12 protein-coding genes are annotated in these 15,539 nt (G+C 72.5%); 6 read left to right on the top strand and 6 right to left on the bottom strand.

The annotated features are described in order from the left end of the window. The first annotated feature begins 199 nt into the window (after positions 1–199). A complete protein-coding gene (locus ACWDRW_RS20105) occupies positions 200–1,099 on the top strand; it encodes a class I SAM-dependent methyltransferase (RefSeq protein ID WP_451724947.1) in 900 nt (299 codons plus the stop codon). A gap of 52 nt (positions 1,100–1,151) precedes the next feature. Here ACWDRW_RS20105 and ACWDRW_RS20100 read toward each other — a convergent pair whose 3' ends face one another. Continuing rightward, positions 1,152–2,621 carry a glycosyltransferase family 39 protein gene (locus tag ACWDRW_RS20100; RefSeq protein ID WP_451724944.1) on the bottom strand — a complete coding sequence of 490 codons (1,470 nt, stop codon included), beginning with the start codon at positions 2,619–2,621 and terminating at the stop codon, positions 1,152–1,154. Between the two features lie 112 nt (positions 2,622–2,733). Between ACWDRW_RS20100 and ACWDRW_RS20095 the strand changes: the two genes are divergently transcribed. After that, positions 2,734–6,081: an nSTAND1 domain-containing NTPase gene (locus ACWDRW_RS20095; protein WP_451724942.1), complete on the top strand. Its 3,348-nt coding sequence runs from the start codon at positions 2,734–2,736 to the stop codon at positions 6,079–6,081. 62 nt (positions 6,082–6,143) lie between these two features. Beyond that, entirely contained in the window at positions 6,144–6,848 is a 705-nt protein-coding gene (locus tag ACWDRW_RS20090; protein ID WP_451724940.1) for an SDR family oxidoreductase, read from the top strand. Between the two features lie 51 nt (positions 6,849–6,899). Here the strand turns inward: ACWDRW_RS20090 and ACWDRW_RS20085 are convergent, their stop codons facing one another. After that, on the bottom strand, positions 6,900–7,736 hold the full coding sequence (locus tag ACWDRW_RS20085; protein WP_451724939.1) for an aldo/keto reductase: 837 nt from the start codon (positions 7,734–7,736) through the stop codon (positions 6,900–6,902). A gap of 209 nt (positions 7,737–7,945) precedes the next feature. On the opposite strand from ACWDRW_RS20085, the gene ACWDRW_RS20080 reads away from it, so the two are divergent. Continuing rightward, positions 7,946–8,722: a Tat pathway signal sequence domain protein gene (locus ACWDRW_RS20080; RefSeq protein WP_451724936.1), complete on the top strand. Its 777-nt coding sequence runs from the start codon at positions 7,946–7,948 to the stop codon at positions 8,720–8,722. 2 nt (positions 8,723–8,724) lie between these two features. Here ACWDRW_RS20080 and ACWDRW_RS20075 read toward each other — a convergent pair whose 3' ends face one another. Together ACWDRW_RS20075 and ACWDRW_RS20070 are read right to left on the bottom strand one after the other, a co-directional pair. After that, positions 8,725–10,551 carry an AMP-dependent synthetase/ligase gene (locus ACWDRW_RS20075; RefSeq protein ID WP_451724934.1) on the bottom strand — a complete coding sequence of 609 codons (1,827 nt, stop codon included), beginning with the start codon at positions 10,549–10,551 and terminating at the stop codon, positions 8,725–8,727. A gap of 210 nt (positions 10,552–10,761) precedes the next feature. Beyond that, positions 10,762–11,625 (bottom strand): LysR substrate-binding domain-containing protein, encoded by an 864-nt coding sequence (locus tag ACWDRW_RS20070; protein ID WP_451724932.1) that lies wholly within the window; start codon positions 11,623–11,625, stop codon positions 10,762–10,764. Between the two features lie 160 nt (positions 11,626–11,785). Between ACWDRW_RS20070 and ACWDRW_RS20065 the strand changes: the two genes are divergently transcribed. Beyond that, positions 11,786–12,799 carry a bile acid:sodium symporter family protein gene (locus ACWDRW_RS20065; RefSeq protein WP_451724929.1) on the top strand — a complete coding sequence of 338 codons (1,014 nt, stop codon included), beginning with the start codon at positions 11,786–11,788 and terminating at the stop codon, positions 12,797–12,799. On the opposite strand, the gene ACWDRW_RS20060 is transcribed toward ACWDRW_RS20065, so the two are convergent. Then, a complete protein-coding gene (locus ACWDRW_RS20060) occupies positions 12,732–13,961 on the bottom strand; it encodes a DUF4185 domain-containing protein (protein ID WP_451724928.1) in 1,230 nt (409 codons plus the stop codon). The genes ACWDRW_RS20065 and ACWDRW_RS20060 overlap by 68 nt on opposite strands. Positions 13,962–14,083: 122 nt before the next feature. On the opposite strand from ACWDRW_RS20060, the gene ACWDRW_RS20055 reads away from it, so the two are divergent. After that, positions 14,084–14,608: an isochorismatase family protein gene (locus ACWDRW_RS20055; protein ID WP_451724925.1), complete on the top strand. Its 525-nt coding sequence runs from the start codon at positions 14,084–14,086 to the stop codon at positions 14,606–14,608. 77 nt (positions 14,609–14,685) lie between these two features. On the opposite strand, the gene fdhD is transcribed toward ACWDRW_RS20055, so the two are convergent. Further along, the gene (fdhD, locus tag ACWDRW_RS20050) at positions 14,686–15,534 is read right to left on the bottom strand and encodes a formate dehydrogenase accessory sulfurtransferase FdhD (RefSeq protein WP_451724924.1); all 849 of its coding nucleotides are present in this window, start codon (positions 15,532–15,534) and stop codon (positions 14,686–14,688) included. Positions 15,535–15,539 lie beyond the last annotated feature (5 nt).

Genomic DNA, 15,539 nt, shown 5'->3' with positions numbered 1-15,539 from the left:
TCGTGTGAGCGTCGACTTGTCACGAGCATGACCATCTCGACGCAAGGGGACCCGCACGCATAGCGGTGTGCGGCCGACCGTGCCGGGGCCCGGGATCGCGGGCCCCGGCACAGGTCGCCTTTGCGGTTACGGCAAGAGCGATTGCCTCCCTCCGGTGCGTCGGCGCACGCTGGCGGAATCCGGAGGAGAGGCTGACCCCATGGCGCACGAGCACGCACCCGAGCACGGCAGGCACGGGCATCACCACCACGACCACACGGACATCGACTGGGCCGCGATGGCCGAGCACCTCGAGACCCAGGCCGAGCTGTACACCCCGCTCACCGAGCACGCGCTCGCCTGGCTGGGCGGAAAGCAGTCCGAGCCGGGTCTGGTCGTCGACGCGGGCAGCGGCCCCGGCGTCGTCTCCTGCATGCTCGCCGACGCCTTCCCCGGCGCCCGGGTCGTCGCCGTCGACGGCTCCGAACCGCTGCTGGAGCGCGCCCGTGCCCGGGCCGAGCGGCTCGGTGTCGCGGACCGCTTCTCGACGCTGACCGGGGAACTCCCGGACGTCATGGCCGAACTGGACTACCCCGCCGACCTGATCTGGGCGAGCCACAGCCTGCACCACCTCGGCGACCAGCAGGCGGCCATCGCGGCCTACGCCGCGCGGCTGGCGGTCGGCGGCACGCTGGCCCTCGTGGAGGGCGGGCTGCCGAGCCGCTTCCTGCCACGCGACTTCGGCGTCGGGCGGCCGGGTCTGGAGGCGCGGATGGACGCGCTGCAGGAGGACTGGTTCGCGGCGATGCGGGCGTCCTTGCCGGGGAGCGTCGCGGTGACGGAGGACTGGCGGGCGCTGATGGCCGCCGCCGGTCTGAGACCGACGGGTACGCGGACGTTTCTGCTGGATCTGCCGGCCCCCGCGCCTGACCGGGCGAGGGCGGTCGCCGCGGCGACGTTCGGGCGGTTCCGGGAGATCTTCGGGGACTCGCTCGACGCGGCGGATCGAGCCGCGCTCGACAGGCTTCTCGACCCTGACGACAAGGCGAGTGTCCATCAGCGGTCGGACTTGTTCGTCCTGGCCGCTCGTACGGTGCACACCGCGGTTCGTACCTCGTGAGTTGCGGCGTCGTTGTGGCCGGCCGGGCGGTCACCCGCGCCCGCGAGTTGGGTCAGCAAGCGTTCGGCCTGGCATAGAGGGTGATGCGCGCGCCCTGCAGAGCTCGGGTCTCGCACTCCACGAAGTAGCGGTCCAGCACCTGGCGCTTCGTCTCTTCCTGCGCGGTTTCGTCCACGGGCTGACCTGCCGGATCCCGCAGTGCCACGACCCGATCCGCCGTCAGCAGGCGGGCTCTGATCTCCCCGGCCGGCAGCTCCGTGCCGTACAGCGTGTGGGAGTCGGCCGGGGAGGCGCTCAGGACCAGGTCCCGCTTGCCCCGCAGCGAGCCTGGGTCGGTGAGTGTCCACACCCTGCGGCGGGACGGCATGAAGAGGATCGCGTCGGCGTCCGAGCCCTCGATCGCCGCCGCTGTCGCGGTGACGTCGTCCGTGCGGCTGTCGGGGGTGCGCAGGTCCAGCGTCGTCGGGAGCAGAAGCGGGACCACCAGAGCCGTCCACAGCACGCGGCGGGCGCGCAGCAGGCGGTCCAGGGCGGCGCCGAGCAGCAGGGCCGTGCCCAGATGGCCGTAGAGGACGTAGCGGTCGACGTACAGCGGCTTGATCAGGGAGAGCAGGAGGAGGAGCAGGGACGGGAGGGCGAGCAGGGGCAGGGCGAGGCGGGGGAGGGGCCCCTTGATCAGCGCGGCGCAGGCGATGCCGAGCAGGGTCACTCCGGCGAAGCCGAGGAGTGCTCCGGCGCTGATTCCGCCGATCCAGGACACCTGTTCCGACTGGCGCGTGCTCAACAGGGCCAGGGGGGCGAGGCCCACGGCGACGGCACCGAGCGTCGTCGCGCCGGCCCGGCGGGCGGACCGGGGCAGCCACACCAGGTGGGCGAGGGCCGCCAGGACGGCGAACTCGTGCAGCAGGCAAGCGGTCAGCAGTAGGGCGCCGTAGCCGGCCCAGGCCCGGCGTCTCCCCTCGCGCACGGCGCCGAGCAGCAGGTACGTCGCCCAGGCGACCAGCGCGCACACCAGCGCGTAACTCCGGCCCTCCTGGGCGTACCGCTGAACCGGTGGCAGCAGGGCGAACGCGAGCCCGGCGAGCAGCCCGGCGCGAGGGCCGGCCAGCCGGTGGCCGAGCAGGGCGACGAAGCCGGTGACCGCGGCGGCCGCCAGTACCGAGGGCAGCCGGAGCACGAGCAGCGGGTCCAGGTCACCGGACAGCCGGAACAGGCCGTGCAGGAACAGGTAGTACAGGCCGTGCACGGCATCGGCCTGGGCGAGCGTGGCCAGCAGGTCGGGCAGGTCGCGCCGCGCCATGTCGTACGACACCGCCTCGTCCCGCCACAGGCTGCCGCCGCGTCTCACCCCCCACAGACCCAGGGCGAGGCAGAGCGCCACCGGCAGGAGGACCACGGGGGCGGAGGTGCGCGGGGCGGGCCGTACGACGCGGATGCGCGAGGGCCGGTCGGGCAGGAGGGCGGACTCGGGTACGTGTGCGGTGGCGATGGCCGGCTCCGGTGCGGTGAGGGGAAGGTGCACCGACGAGTCCAGGCGCCGGGGGATTGTTGGGCAGCCCCGATCCGCGGTGCCCAACAATGCGCCGGGGGAGGGTTGTTAGCTTTGTGATGGGGGCGAACGGGGGGAGACATGGATGGGACGCAGGGAGAAACCGCTCGACCCGGGGGAGGGGCCGGTCCAGCGGTTCGCGCTCGAACTGCGCAAGCTGCGTGACGAGACGGGCGGACTGACCTACCGCGCGATGGCGCGGCGCGCGGGCTATTCGGCGCCCACCCTGGCCGCCGCGGCGGGTGGTGTGCGCCTGCCCTCGCTCGCGGTGCTCACGGCGTACGTCACCGCGTGCGGCGGCGAACCGGAGGAGTGGACGCGGCGGTTGCGGGAGGCGCTCGCCGAGACACGGGCTCCGGCCGGCCCCGACGAGGAGGGCTCTCCCTATCCGGGCCTCGCCCGCTTCGGGACCGGCGACGGGGACCACTTCCACGGCCGGGACGACCTGATCGGAGAACTGCTCCGGCGTACCGCCCGGGCCCGTTTCACGGCGGTCGTCGGAGCCTCGGGCAGCGGCAAGTCCTCCCTGTTGCGGGCCGGGTTGGTGCCTGCCCTGCGGACGGCGGACGACCTGAAGCCCGCGGCGATACGGCTGCTCACCCCGGGCCCGCATCCGGCCCGTACCCACGAGCCGTTGTTCACGCCGTACGACGCGCCCGGTGACACCCTCCTCGTCGTCGACCAGTTCGAGGAACTGTTCACCCTCTGCGCCGACCCGGCCGAACGGGACCGTTTCCTCGCGCGGTTGCTCACCGCGACCGACCCCGCCTCCCGGCTGCGCGTGGTGATCGCCGTCCGCGCCGACTTCTACGGGCGCTGCGCCGAGCACGGCCCGCTCGCCGAGGCCCTGCGGGACGCGGCCCTGCTGGTCGGCCCGATGTCGCCGGGCGGGCTGCGCGAGGCCGTGGTCCGGCCCGCCGCCGCCCGTCGGCTGGTCGTGGAACGCGCCCTGACGGCCCGGATCGTCGCCGACGTGGCGGGCGAGCCGGGCGGACTGCCCCTGATGGCGCACGCCCTGCGCGAGGTCTGGCGCCGCCGCACCGGCAAGGCCCTCACCCTCGCCGCCTACGAGGCCATCGGCGGTGTGCACGGCGCCGTCGCGCACACCGCCGAGGCGGCCTACGCCACCTGTACCCCCGCCGAAGCCATCGCGGCCCGGGGGCTGTTACTGCGCCTGGTGCAGCCCGGCGACGGCACCGAGGACACCCGGCGGCCCGTGCCCCGCACCGAGCTGGACGCCGACACGACCACCACCCGGGTGCTCGAACGCCTGGTGCGAGAACGCCTGCTGACCGTCGACGGGGACACCGTCGAGCTCGCCCACGAGGCCCTGATCCGCGCCTGGCCCCGGCTGCGCGGCTGGATCGAGGAGAACCGCGAACGGCTGCGCGTGCACCGCAGGCTCACGGAAGCCGCCCACGCCTGGGCGGAGTTGGATCGGGAGGCGGACGCGCTGTACCGGGGGATACGGCTGACGGAGGCACGAGAGGCCTTCCGGGACGGTGGCGGCGGCACCGGGCTGAGCCGCCTGGAACGCGACTTCCTCGCCGCGAGCGCCGAGGCCCACCAGGCCGCCCGACGCGCCGCGACCCGGGCGGCCCGTCGGCTGCGGACGCTGGCCGGAGCCCTCGCGGTGCTGCTCTGTCTGGCGGTGGTCGCGGGGGCGGCGGCCTGGCGGCAGAGCGAGGTCAGTTCGCGACAGCGTGACGAGGCCGAGGCCCGTCGGGCCGCCGCTCTGGCGGACACCCTGCGCGCCACCGAGCCGCGCACCGCGATGCGGCTGGCCCTCGCCGCCTGGCGCACCGCCGATCTGCCGGAGACCCGCACGGCCCTGCGCTCGGCAGCCGCGCAGAGCGAGGAAGCCGCCTTCGTACAGCCCGAGGAGGGCGGACGGGCCCTGAACGCGCCCGCATGGCTCAGCCGCGACGGCCGGATCCTGACAACCGTGTTACGGGACAGGGCCGTTCAGTGGGATGTGCCCCGCCAGCGGCGCCTGCGCTCGGTGGCCCGGAAAGGCCTGTCGGCGGGCGTGGTCGACGTCAGCCCCGACGGCCGGTTCCTCGCCCGGCGCCCGTCCGGCGACCGCGACGGCGTGGTGATCGTCGGTCTGGCCGACGGACGCGGGCGCCGGCTGCCGACCGGTGCGTGGACCGACACCGACATGGCGTTCGGACCCAGCGGCCGCACCATCCTCGTACGGCGCCTGGACCGTGCCTCGGGCGGCGGGCGCGCCACGCTGGAGGTGTGGGACCCGCGGCGGCAGCGCAAGCTGCTCCACTACGCCGACGGCGAGGACGACGGGCCTCTTCCGGTGCTCAGCGGCGACGACCGGCACCTGGCCTGGTGCGGGCAGGACGGCACCAGGCTGCGGATCCTCGACGTGGCGCGCGGCACCCCCGTCCCCACCGGGGCACCCCGCGCCACTCAGCGGGCGCTCTGCCAAGGGGAGTCGCTCACCTTCACGCCCGACGGGCGGGCCGTGGCCGGAGGTACCGCCGACGGGATCGTGACCTGGGACTTCCGTACCCGGCGGGAACGGCCGCGGCTGCCCCTGTCGCAGGGCGCGCTCAGCGTGGAGTTCGCCGGTGCCCACGCCCTCGCCTGGGGCCCCGGCGCCCTGACCCTGTGGCGCCCGGACCTCCCGGCCCCGGCCGACGACAGCCCACCCGCGCCGTTGCTCACCGTCCCCGTCGCCTCCTCGGCGATCGGCGACGTCCGCCTGGATCTCGCCGCCGGCGTCCTGCGCTACCGGGAGACCGGCCGCACCAGCGTCGTCCGCACCGTCTCGCTGCACGGGCTGGCCGACCGGGCGTGGACCGACCGGAGGGCACCGGGGCGCGAGCCGCCAAGAGTCGGAGGCGTCGAGGCCGTCGCGGTCGACCCCGCCCGCCGTACCGCCCTGACGAGCGAAGGCACCCTGGTGGACGCCACCGACGGCAGTCCGCTCGCGGCGGCCGGGGGTGTCACCGGCGAGGACCTTCTGCGGACCGCCGCCTTCAGCCCCGACGGGAGATTCCTCGCAGCCGAGGACACCGTGGGCCGGCTGACCCTGTGGGACGCCCGGGCCTGGCGCCGACTTGCGGTGCTGCGCCCGGGGGCGTCCACCCTCGACCGAGCGGCCCTGGCGTTCTCCGCCGACGGCTCCCTGCTCGCCGCGAGCGCCCTCGACGGTTCCGTACGGGTCTGGGAGACGGCCACGCCCTCCCTCCCCGCCGCCACCGTGCCCGTCGGAGACGGCCCGGTGCTGAACCTCGCCTTCGGCTCAGGGGTGTTGCGCGTCTTGACCGCTCATCTGCCCGTAAGAACAAGCCCGTTGGCGCCGGAACGCGCGGCGGCGCAGGTGTGCGAGCGGGCGGAGGGCGGCGCCACGGAGGCCGAGTGGCGACGCTTCCTGCCCTCGGTGCCGTACCGGAAGACCTGCGAAGACGCTTGACTTCGAGAGCGCTCCAACTGATGGACTCCCCGCACACATCGACACACAGGGGGGAACGCACCATGACCACCGACTCTCCGGTCGCGCTCATCACCGGCGGCGGCAGCGGCATCGGCGCCGCCGCGGCACGGCAGTTGCTGGAAGCCGGGCACCGGGTGGCCGTCACCGGCCGGGGCGAGGCCCGGCTGCGCGGCTTCGCCGAGGAACTCGGCCATCCCAAGGGGCTGTTGACGATCGTCGGGGACGCCGCGGACTACGCGGGGATCCAGGGTGCCGTGGAGACCACGCTGAAGGCGTTCGGCCGGATCGACACGGTCGTCGCCAACGCGGGCATCGCCACGCACGACTCGGTCGCCGAGGGCGACCCGGCCGGCTGGACGGAGATGGTCCTGACCAACGTCCTCGGTCCGGCGCTGCTCATCAGGGCCTCGATCGCCGCCCTGAAGGAGACCCGGGGCCGGATCGTGCTGGTCGGCAGTGTCGCCGGGTTCGTGCCCACGCCGGGCAACATCTACGGCGCGACCAAGTGGGCGGTGACCGGGCTCGCCGAGAACACCCGGCGCGAGGTCACCGAGTGGGGGGTCGGCGTGACGCTGATCGCGCCGGGGCGGGTGGAGACGCCGTTCTGGGACAGCTACGGCAGCCTGCCGCCCGGCCATCTGCTCACCGCGGAGCAGCTCGCCGACTCGATCGTCTGGGCGATCCGCCAGCCCGCGGGCGTCGACGTCAACACGGTCGTCGTACGGCCGATCGGGCAGCCCAACTGACCTGCCGGTGGGCGGCCCGTGACACCCGGACCGCCCACCCGCACAACCGGCTCAGGCGACGTCGAACGCCGCCGGGTCCGGGCCGATCCGCCGGTCCTCGTTCAGCGCGCTGATCGCGGCCAGGTCCTCGGAGTCCAGGCTGAAGTCGAACACGTCGATGTTCTCCCGGATCCGGGACGGCGTGACGGACTTCGGGATCACCACATTGCCGAGCTGGAGGTGCCAGCGCAGCACGACCTGGGCCGGGGTGCGGTCGTGCTTGCGGGCGATGGCCACGATCGCCGGGACCTCCAGCAGGCCCTTGCCCTGGCCCAGCGGTGACCAGGCCTCGGTGGCGATGCCGTGCGACGCGTGGAACTCGCGGGAGGCGTGCTGCTGGAGATGCGGGTGCAGCTCGATCTGGTTGACGGCCGGGACGACCGACGTCTCGCCGATCAGCCGCTCCAGGTGCTCCGGCAGGAAGTTGGAGACGCCGATCGCCTTGATCCGGCCGTCGGCGTGCAGCTTCTCGAAGGCCTTGTAGCTGTCGACGTACTTGTCCTTCGACGGCAGCGGCCAGTGGATCAGGTAGAGGTCGACGTAGTCCAGGCCGAGCTTGGCCAGCGACACGTCGAAGGCGCGCAGGGTGGAGTCGTACCCCTGCTCGGCGTTCCAGAGCTTGGTGGTGACGAAGACGTCCTCGCGGGGCAGGCCGGAGGCGGCGATGGCCTTGCCGGTGCCCGTCTCGTTGCCGTAGATCGCCGCTGTGTCGATGCTGCGGTACCCGGCCTCGAGCGCCGTCGCGACCGCCTGCTCCGCCTCGTCGTCCGGCACCTGCCAGACCCCGAAGCCCAGCTGGGGCATCTCGACGCCGTTGTTGAGGATGATCGGGGGGACCTTGCTGCTCACGAGCTCTTGATCCTTACGGTTGTCGTCAGGTGGTACTCCCCATCGTCAACGATCACGGGCCGTGTTGCATTCCTGATCGCGGAATATGTCCGCAGTATTGACCGTGGCCCGTCATGCGGCGACCCTCTTGTCTTGCCATCGAACGCGATGGTGAACGTCGTACATGTACATGAACCCCCCACTCGTACGACCGTCTTGAGGGAGCAGCCATGACCCCCACCCGCAGGACCCTGCTCGGCGCCGCTCTCGGCGCCGCCGCCGTCGGACTGCCCGCCGGCCCCGCCCAGGCCGCCTCCTGGCAGCTGAAGTGGTCGCCGTCGGCGAGCCGCGACGGTCTCGGCGCCTTCGAGACCGTCGAGGACGACCGGGCCGACTCGCACCCCGCCGGACAGCCGCACATCCGCCCGGAGGGCGACAACTGGCGGTTCACCATGCACATGGTGGACCGGGACACCTCGACGGACCGCCAGCGCCACGAGGTCACCGGCCTGCGCACGTCGTCGAGCGGCTTTCTGCGCTGGCTCCCCGGTCAGACCTGGCGGATCACGTACGGGATGTACATCCCCAGCTCACTGAAGGCCACGACCAGCTTCACGCACATCATGCAGATGAAGCAGCCCGGCACCGGCACCCAGCCGATCGTGGTGCAGTCCCTGCGCCGGGTCGACGGCGTGCAGACCGTCGAACTGAGGCTGCACATCGCCGACATCCTCATCGGCCGGACCGCGCTCGCCCCGCTGCACGACTCCTGGACCGACGTCGACTTCCAGATCAAGGTCGGCGACGGTACGTCGGGTTCGGTGCGCTGGATCCTCAGGAGCGGCGGCACCACGGTGATCGACCGGAGCAGGACCGGCGTCGACACCTTCCTGGCCGACCGGGTCCGCCCCAAGTGGGGCATCTACCGTTCCCTGGGCGACACCTCGGGCTCGCTCCAGGACTGCCACCTGTTGCTGCGGAACCTGAAGGGCTACCAGCTGGTCTGAGGTCAGGCCTGGTACAGGGCCTCCACCTCGCCGGAGTAGGCCCTCTCGATCGCCTTGCGCTTCAGCTTCAACGACGGGGTGAGCAGCCCGTGTTCCTCCGTGAACGGCTGGGCCAGGATACGGAAGGTACGGATCGACTCGGCCTGCGAGACGAGCGTGTTGGCGGCCACCACCGCCCGCCGCACCTCCGTCTCCAGGTCGGCGTCGCGCACCAGCTCGACCGCGCTCAGTGGCGGCTTGTCGCGCATGCCGAGCCAGTGCTCCACGGCCTCGTGGTCGAGGGTCACCAGGGCCGCGATGTAGGGACGGTCGTTGCCGACGACGATGCACTGGGAGACCAGCGGATGGTCGCGGACCCGTTCCTCCAGCAGGCCGGGCGAGACGCTCTTGCCGCCGGAGGTCACCAGGATCTCCTTCTTGCGCCCGGTGATGGTGAGATAGCCGTCCTCGTCCAGAGCGCCGAGGTCACCGGTGGCCAGCCAGCCGTCGTGCAGGGTCTCGTCGGTGGCCTTCGGGTTGTTGAGGTAACCCTGGAAGACATTGGGGCCGTTCAGCCAGATCTCGCCGTCGTCCGCGATGTGCACGGTCATCCCCGGAATGGGCTGCCCGACGGTGCCGTACCGGGTGCGCTCGGGCGGGTTGGCGGTGGCGGCGGCCGTGGACTCGGTCAGGCCGTACCCCTCGTAGATGTGGACCCCCGCGCCCGCGAAGAACAGTCCGAGCCGCCGGTCCATCGCCGAGCCGCCGGACATCGCGTGCCGGATCCGCCCGCCCATCGCGGCGCGCATCTTGCCGTAGACGAGTTTGTCGAAGAGCTGGTGCTGCATGCGCAGGCCCGCCGAAGGACCGGGGCCGATCCCCCAGGCCTTGGCCTCCATGGCGTCCGCGTACTTCACCGCGACCTCGACGGCCTTCTCGAAGGCGCCGGCCCGGCCCTCCTTCTCGGCTTTGCGGCGGGCGGCGTTGAAGACCTTCTCGAAGATGTACGGCACGGCGAGGAAGAAGGTCGGCTTGAACGCGGCGAGGTCGGGCAGCAGGGCGGCGGCGTTCATCTGCGGCTGATGCCCGAACCGCACACCCCCGCGGATCGCGGCGACCTGCACCATACGGCCGAACACATGGGCCAGTGGCAGGAAGAGCAGGGTCGCCGCCTCGTCGCCCTTCTTCGAGTGGAACACCGGTTCCCAGCGCTCGATGACCGTGTCCGCCTCGTACATGAAGTTGCCGTGCGAGAGGACACAGCCCTTGGGGCGGCCCGTGGTGCCCGAGGTGTAGATGACCGTGGCGACCGAGTCGGGGGTCACCGCCCGGCGGTGCCGGTGCACGACCTCGTCGTCGAGGTGGGCGCCCGCGTCATACAGCTCCTGCACGCAGCCCGCGTCGAGCTGCCACAGCTCGCGCAGGCGCGGCAGCCGGTCGATGACGGTGGCGATGGTCATCGCGTGGTCCTCGTGCTCGACGATCGCCGCCGTCACTTCCGCGTCGTGCAGCATCCAGAAGCACTGCTCGGCGGAGGAGGTCGGATAGACGGGCACCACCTGGGCACCGATCGTCCACAGGGCGAAGTCGAACAGCGTCCACTCGTAACGGGTGGGGGAGATGATCGCGACCCGGTCGCCGAACCGGATCCCCCGGGCGAGCAGCCCCTTGGCGAGGGCGAGTACCTCGTCGCGGAACTCGGCGGCGGTCACGTCCCGCCAGTTGCCCGCCTCGTCCTTGCGGCCCAGCGCCACGTGGCCCGGATCCTCCTGGGCACGCTGGAACACGACGTCGGCCAGTCCGCCCACCGGCGGTGCCAACGCCGACGGAGGGTTGGTGAACTCGCGCAAACCCCGCTCCCGCTCCCTTGTGACGCTCCGCGCAGGCCGTGAAAGCTACCCCACCCTCCGGACGGGCGGGAGGGGGCGGAAGACCGGCCGCGCCCCGGATCGGCACTGGTCAGTCACAGAAAATGCGCTCACATGGGGAAGGGTCGGACAGAAAACCGACGGTTGCGTAAGTTTCGGCGCCGTAATCTCCACGGAATCTGTACGACCTCGCTAGCGCCGGTGCAGCCGCTCCCCGCCCGCCAGGATCGACGCCGCCAGAGCCTCCGCCGCCCCGTGCGCGGCCGTCCGCCGCTGCCCGTGGACCAGTACGAAGTCCACGCGTCCGAGGGCCGGAAGACCCGACCGCTCCGGCATCCGCACCAGCCCCGGCGGGATCAGGCCCCGGGAGTGCGCCATCACCCCGAGCCCCGCCCGGGCCGCGGCGATCAGGCCGTTGAGACTCCCGCTCGTGCACACGATCCGCCACTCGCGCCCCTGCCGCTCCAGCGCCTCCAGGGCCAGGGCGCGGGTGATGCCGGGCGGCGGATAGACGATCAGCGGCACCGGCCGCTCGGGATCCAGCCGCAGCCGCTCGGCCCCGATCCACACCAGGCGGTCGTGCCACACCGGCTCGCCCCGCGGATCCTCCGGCCGGCGCTTGGCCAGCACCAGATCGAGTTTTCCCGCGGCCAGCTGCTCGTGCAGCGTTCCCGACAGCTCGACCGTCAGCTCCAGGTCGACCTCCGGATGCTCGTACCGGAAGCCCTCGAGGATCTCGGGCAGCCGCGTCAGGACGAAGTCCTCCGACGCCCCGAACCGCAGTCGCCCCCGCAGCCGGGTCCCGGTGAAGAAGGCGGCCGCCTGCTCGTGGACCTCCAGGATCCGCCGGGCGAAGCCGAGCATCGCCTCGCCGTCCTCGGTCAGCTCCACGGAGTGGGTGTCCCGCGCGAACAGCTGCCGCCGGGTCGCGTCCTCCAGCCGCCGTACGTGCTGGCTCACCGTCGACTGCCGCAGTCCGAGCCGCCGGGCTGCCTGCGTGAAGCTCAGGGTCTGCGCCACGGCCAGGAACGTCCGCAGCTGAGAGGGGTCGTACACGCCCCAAGGTTATCGCGGAACGTGATGACAGTCAGAGTGGTATGCCGGATTCCCGATCGCCTCCCCGCGGAGGACGATGGAGAGGGCACGACCGTGCCCGGGAACCGGACGTACAGCGAAGTAGTGGAGCACTGTGAAACGCCTGCGTTGGCCGCGTTGGATGCCGATCGACCCGTACCTCCTCCTGCTCCTCGGGACGGTGGGCCTCGCCGCGCTGGTGCCGGCCCGCGGGACGGGCGCCGACGTGGCCTCCGGTGCCTCCACCGCCGCCATCGCCCTCCTCTTCTTCCTCTACGGCGCCCGGCTCTCCACCCGTGAGGCGCTGGACGGGCTGCGCCACTGGCGCCTCCACATCACCGTCCTGGCCTGCACCTTCCTCGTCTTTCCGCTGCTCGGCCTGGCGGCCCGCGGACTGGTCCCGGTGATCCTGACCGATCCCCTCTACCAGGGCCTGCTCTTCCTCACCCTGGTCCCGTCCACGGTCCAGTCGTCGATCGCCTTCACCTCGATCGCCCGGGGCAACGTGCCCGCGGCGATCTGCGCGGGCTCCTTCTCCTCCCTGATCGGCATCGTCGCCACCCCGCTGCTCGCCGCGAGCCTGCTGGGCGGCAACGGCGGAGGCTTCTCCGCCGACTCCGTCGTGAAGATCGTGCTGCAGCTGCTGGTGCCGTTCGTGGCGGGACAGCTGCTGCGCCGTTGGATCGGCGGATTCGTCACCCGGCACAAGAAGGTCCTGGGCCTGGTCGACCGCGGCTCGATCCTGCTGGTCGTCTACACCGCGTTCAGCGCCGGCATGGTCCAGGGCGTCTGGCACCGGGTCAGCCCCGGCCGGCTGGCCGGACTGCTGGCCGTCGAGGCCGTACTGCTGGCCGTGATGCTCCTGCTCACCTGGTACGGCGCCAAGGCCCTGCGCTTCGGCCGCGAGGACCGCATCGCCATCCAGTTCGCCGGCTCCAAGAAGTCCCTCGCCTCCGGACTGCCCATGGCGAGTGTCCTGTTCGGCGCCCACGCCTCTCTCGCCGTGCTGCCGCTGATGCTCTTCCACCAGATGCAGCTCATGGTCTGCGCGGTGATCGCCAAGCGCCGCTCGCACGACAAGGAAGCGGTCAGTCCGCAGGCGCGGCCAGCCGCAGAGTCAAGAATCGCGGTCGGTACAGGGACACGTTCCGGCTGAGCTGGGCGGCGGCGCCGGTGGTCTCCAGCCAGTTGACGTCGTAACTCAGCACCAGCCGCCCCTCGTCGCTCAGCTCGGGATGGGTCTGCGGGTTGTACGCCGCCACCTGTCCGTCCGGCAGCGCGGGGCTGAAGGTTCTGGCAGGACCGTGCCAGGGCCCGGTGGGGGAGCAGGCCCAGTAGGACGTCACCGTGGTCAGCCCGGCCGAGCCGGCCGCCATGGTGAACAGGACATAGGTCCCCCCCTCCCGCACCACCGAGAACGCGCTGCCGACCCCCGTGCGCCGGCCGTCCCCGAGCACGGCGCCCGGCCGGACCCCCGCCGCCCACTCCTTCCCGTCCCAGTACTCCCAGGCCGCGGGATCGGCGAGCCCGCCCTCCGGTACCCGGGCCACGTACGCCCGCGACACGGGACGGGAGGCGGCCTGCCGGTCGTCGCCGCCGAAGACGTACGTCCAGCCTCCCCGCTCCACCAGCGTCGTCCCGAACAGCACCCGCCGGGCCGGATCGGCGACCTGCTGCTGGTCGAACACCTTCACCACCGACTCCACCCGCAGCTCCGGCAGGGACAGCGTGGCGACCTCGGTGGCGGTGGGGACGCCGTAGATCCACGGAGCCTGACCGGTCGTCCGCACCCACAGCACGACCCGCAGCACACGGTCCGAGGAACCGGGCGACCGGGGCTCCACCCGCGCCCCCACCGGCCAGCGCCACTGCCCGGGCGCCGGGTCCCCGAAGAGGGGAGCGGGCAGGGTGCTCTCCAGCCGCCTGTCCCGCATGACGACCCCGGAGTTGCGCACCATCGGGGCCCCCGCGTCACGCCAGGCGTAGGACTCGCCGACGGGATTGGGCGGCCCGTACACGTGCCCCAGATAGGTGTCGGAGAAGAGCCACAGCAGCCGCCCGTCCGGCAGCCGCACCGAGTGGGTGCCGTCCCCGCCGGTCCAGTCGTCCGTGCGGGAGGCGTCGTCGCCGTACCGCGCGAACTCCGAGGTGAGGCGCTCATCGGCGGCCCAGGCCCGCACGGTACGGGCCGAGCAGGCGTCCCCGCCCCCGCCCTCGTCCTCCGGAAGGGCGGTGAGCAGCACGGCGCCGAGAACCAGGGCCAGCAGCAGGCCGAGCCCGGTTCCCGTCCGGTGTCGTGCCGTCGCGTCGTCGGACACGCTCCCGGACGTTAGTGGGCGACGCGCATGGGGTCCATGGTGCCTCGCGAACGCGCCGCGCTCACGGGCCCGTTGATCGGGCTTTTCCGGCACCGACGGCACATGAGGGCTAACGTTCCGTCATGACCCCACCTCTCGCACTCGATCCCGCGCGCACCGCTCTGGTCCTGGTCGACCTGATGGACCGCATCGTCGCGCTGCCCCTGGAACCCCGGAAGGGCACGGACGTGCTCGCCACCTGCGCCGAGCTGGCGTCGGCCTGCCGAGCGGCGGGCGCGTCGGTGGCGCTGATCCGGGTGGAACGCCCGCACGTGGCCGAGCAGCCGCCCGGCAGCGCGCTGGCCGATGGCCTGGCCCAGGAGGGCGACCTTCAGGTGGTGAAGCGGACGATCGGCGGCTTCCAGGGCACGGGCCTCGACGACCTGCTGCGGCAAAGGGGCGTCAGGACGCTGGTGTTCGGCGGTATCGCCACGAATCTCGGCGTGGAGTCCACGGCACGCGCGGCCGGCGACCTCGGCTACGAACTGGTCTTCGTCGAGGACGCGATGACGGCGTTCACCGCCCCGGAGCACGAGGCCTCGGTCCGGCTGGACTTCCCCAGACTGGGCACGGTGGTGAAGGCGGCGGAGCTGAGATTCACCGTCTGACACGGCGGGGCCCCTCGGGCGCAGGGGGCGCTCCCCGCCCTTCGGGGCCCCGCCGCCGTGTCGCGGGGCAGGACCGGTCAGCCCTGGGCGGCCGCGGCCCGCAGGGCGATCCGGTCCTCACCCGCGTACACGTTCATGGAGGCGCCCCGCAGGAAGCCGACGAGGGTCAGCCCGGTCTCGGCCGCCAGGTCCACCGCCAGCGACGACGGCGCCGACACGGCCGCCAGGACCGGAATCCCCGCCATCACCGCCTTCTGCGCGAGCTCGAAGGAGGCCCGTCCGGAGACGAGCAGGATCGCGCGGGACAAGGGCAGGTCACCGCTCTGGAGCGCCCGCCCGACCAGCTTGTCGACCGCGTTGTGCCGCCCCACGTCCTCCCGTATGTCGAGCAGCTCCCCGTCCTCGGAGAACAGGGCCGCCGCATGGAGCCCTCCGGTCCGGTCGAAGACCCGCTGGGCGGCGCGCAGCCGGTCGGGGAGGCTCGCCAGCAGTTCCGGCTCGACGCGGACCGGGGGAGTGTCGGCGATGGGCCACCGGGCGGTGGTGCGCACGGCGTCGAGGCTGGCCTTGCCGCACAGGCCGCACGACGACGTCGTGTACACGTTCCGCTCGAGCGTGATGTCGGGAAGGACGACACCCGAGGACGTCCGCACGTCGACCACGTTGTACGTGTTGGACCCGTCCGCCGTGGCCCCCGCGCAGTACACGATGTTCTGCAGCTCGGAAGCGGCCCCCAGCACCCCCTCGCTCACCAGGAACCCGGCGGCGAGCGCGAAGTCGTCCCCCGGGGTCCGCATCGTGATCGCGAGGGGCTTGCCGTTGAGCCGGATCTCCAGGGGCTCCTCGGCGACGAGCGTGTCCGGGCGGGTGGAGACGGCCCCGTCCCGGATGCGGAGCACCTTGCGTCGTTCCGTGACTCGTCCCATGTCCC

The organism is Streptomyces sp. NPDC003635 (assembly GCF_053587635.1).
The sequence above is the reverse complement of the archived record's forward strand: the minus strand, read 5'-3'. Positions and strand labels throughout refer to the sequence as shown.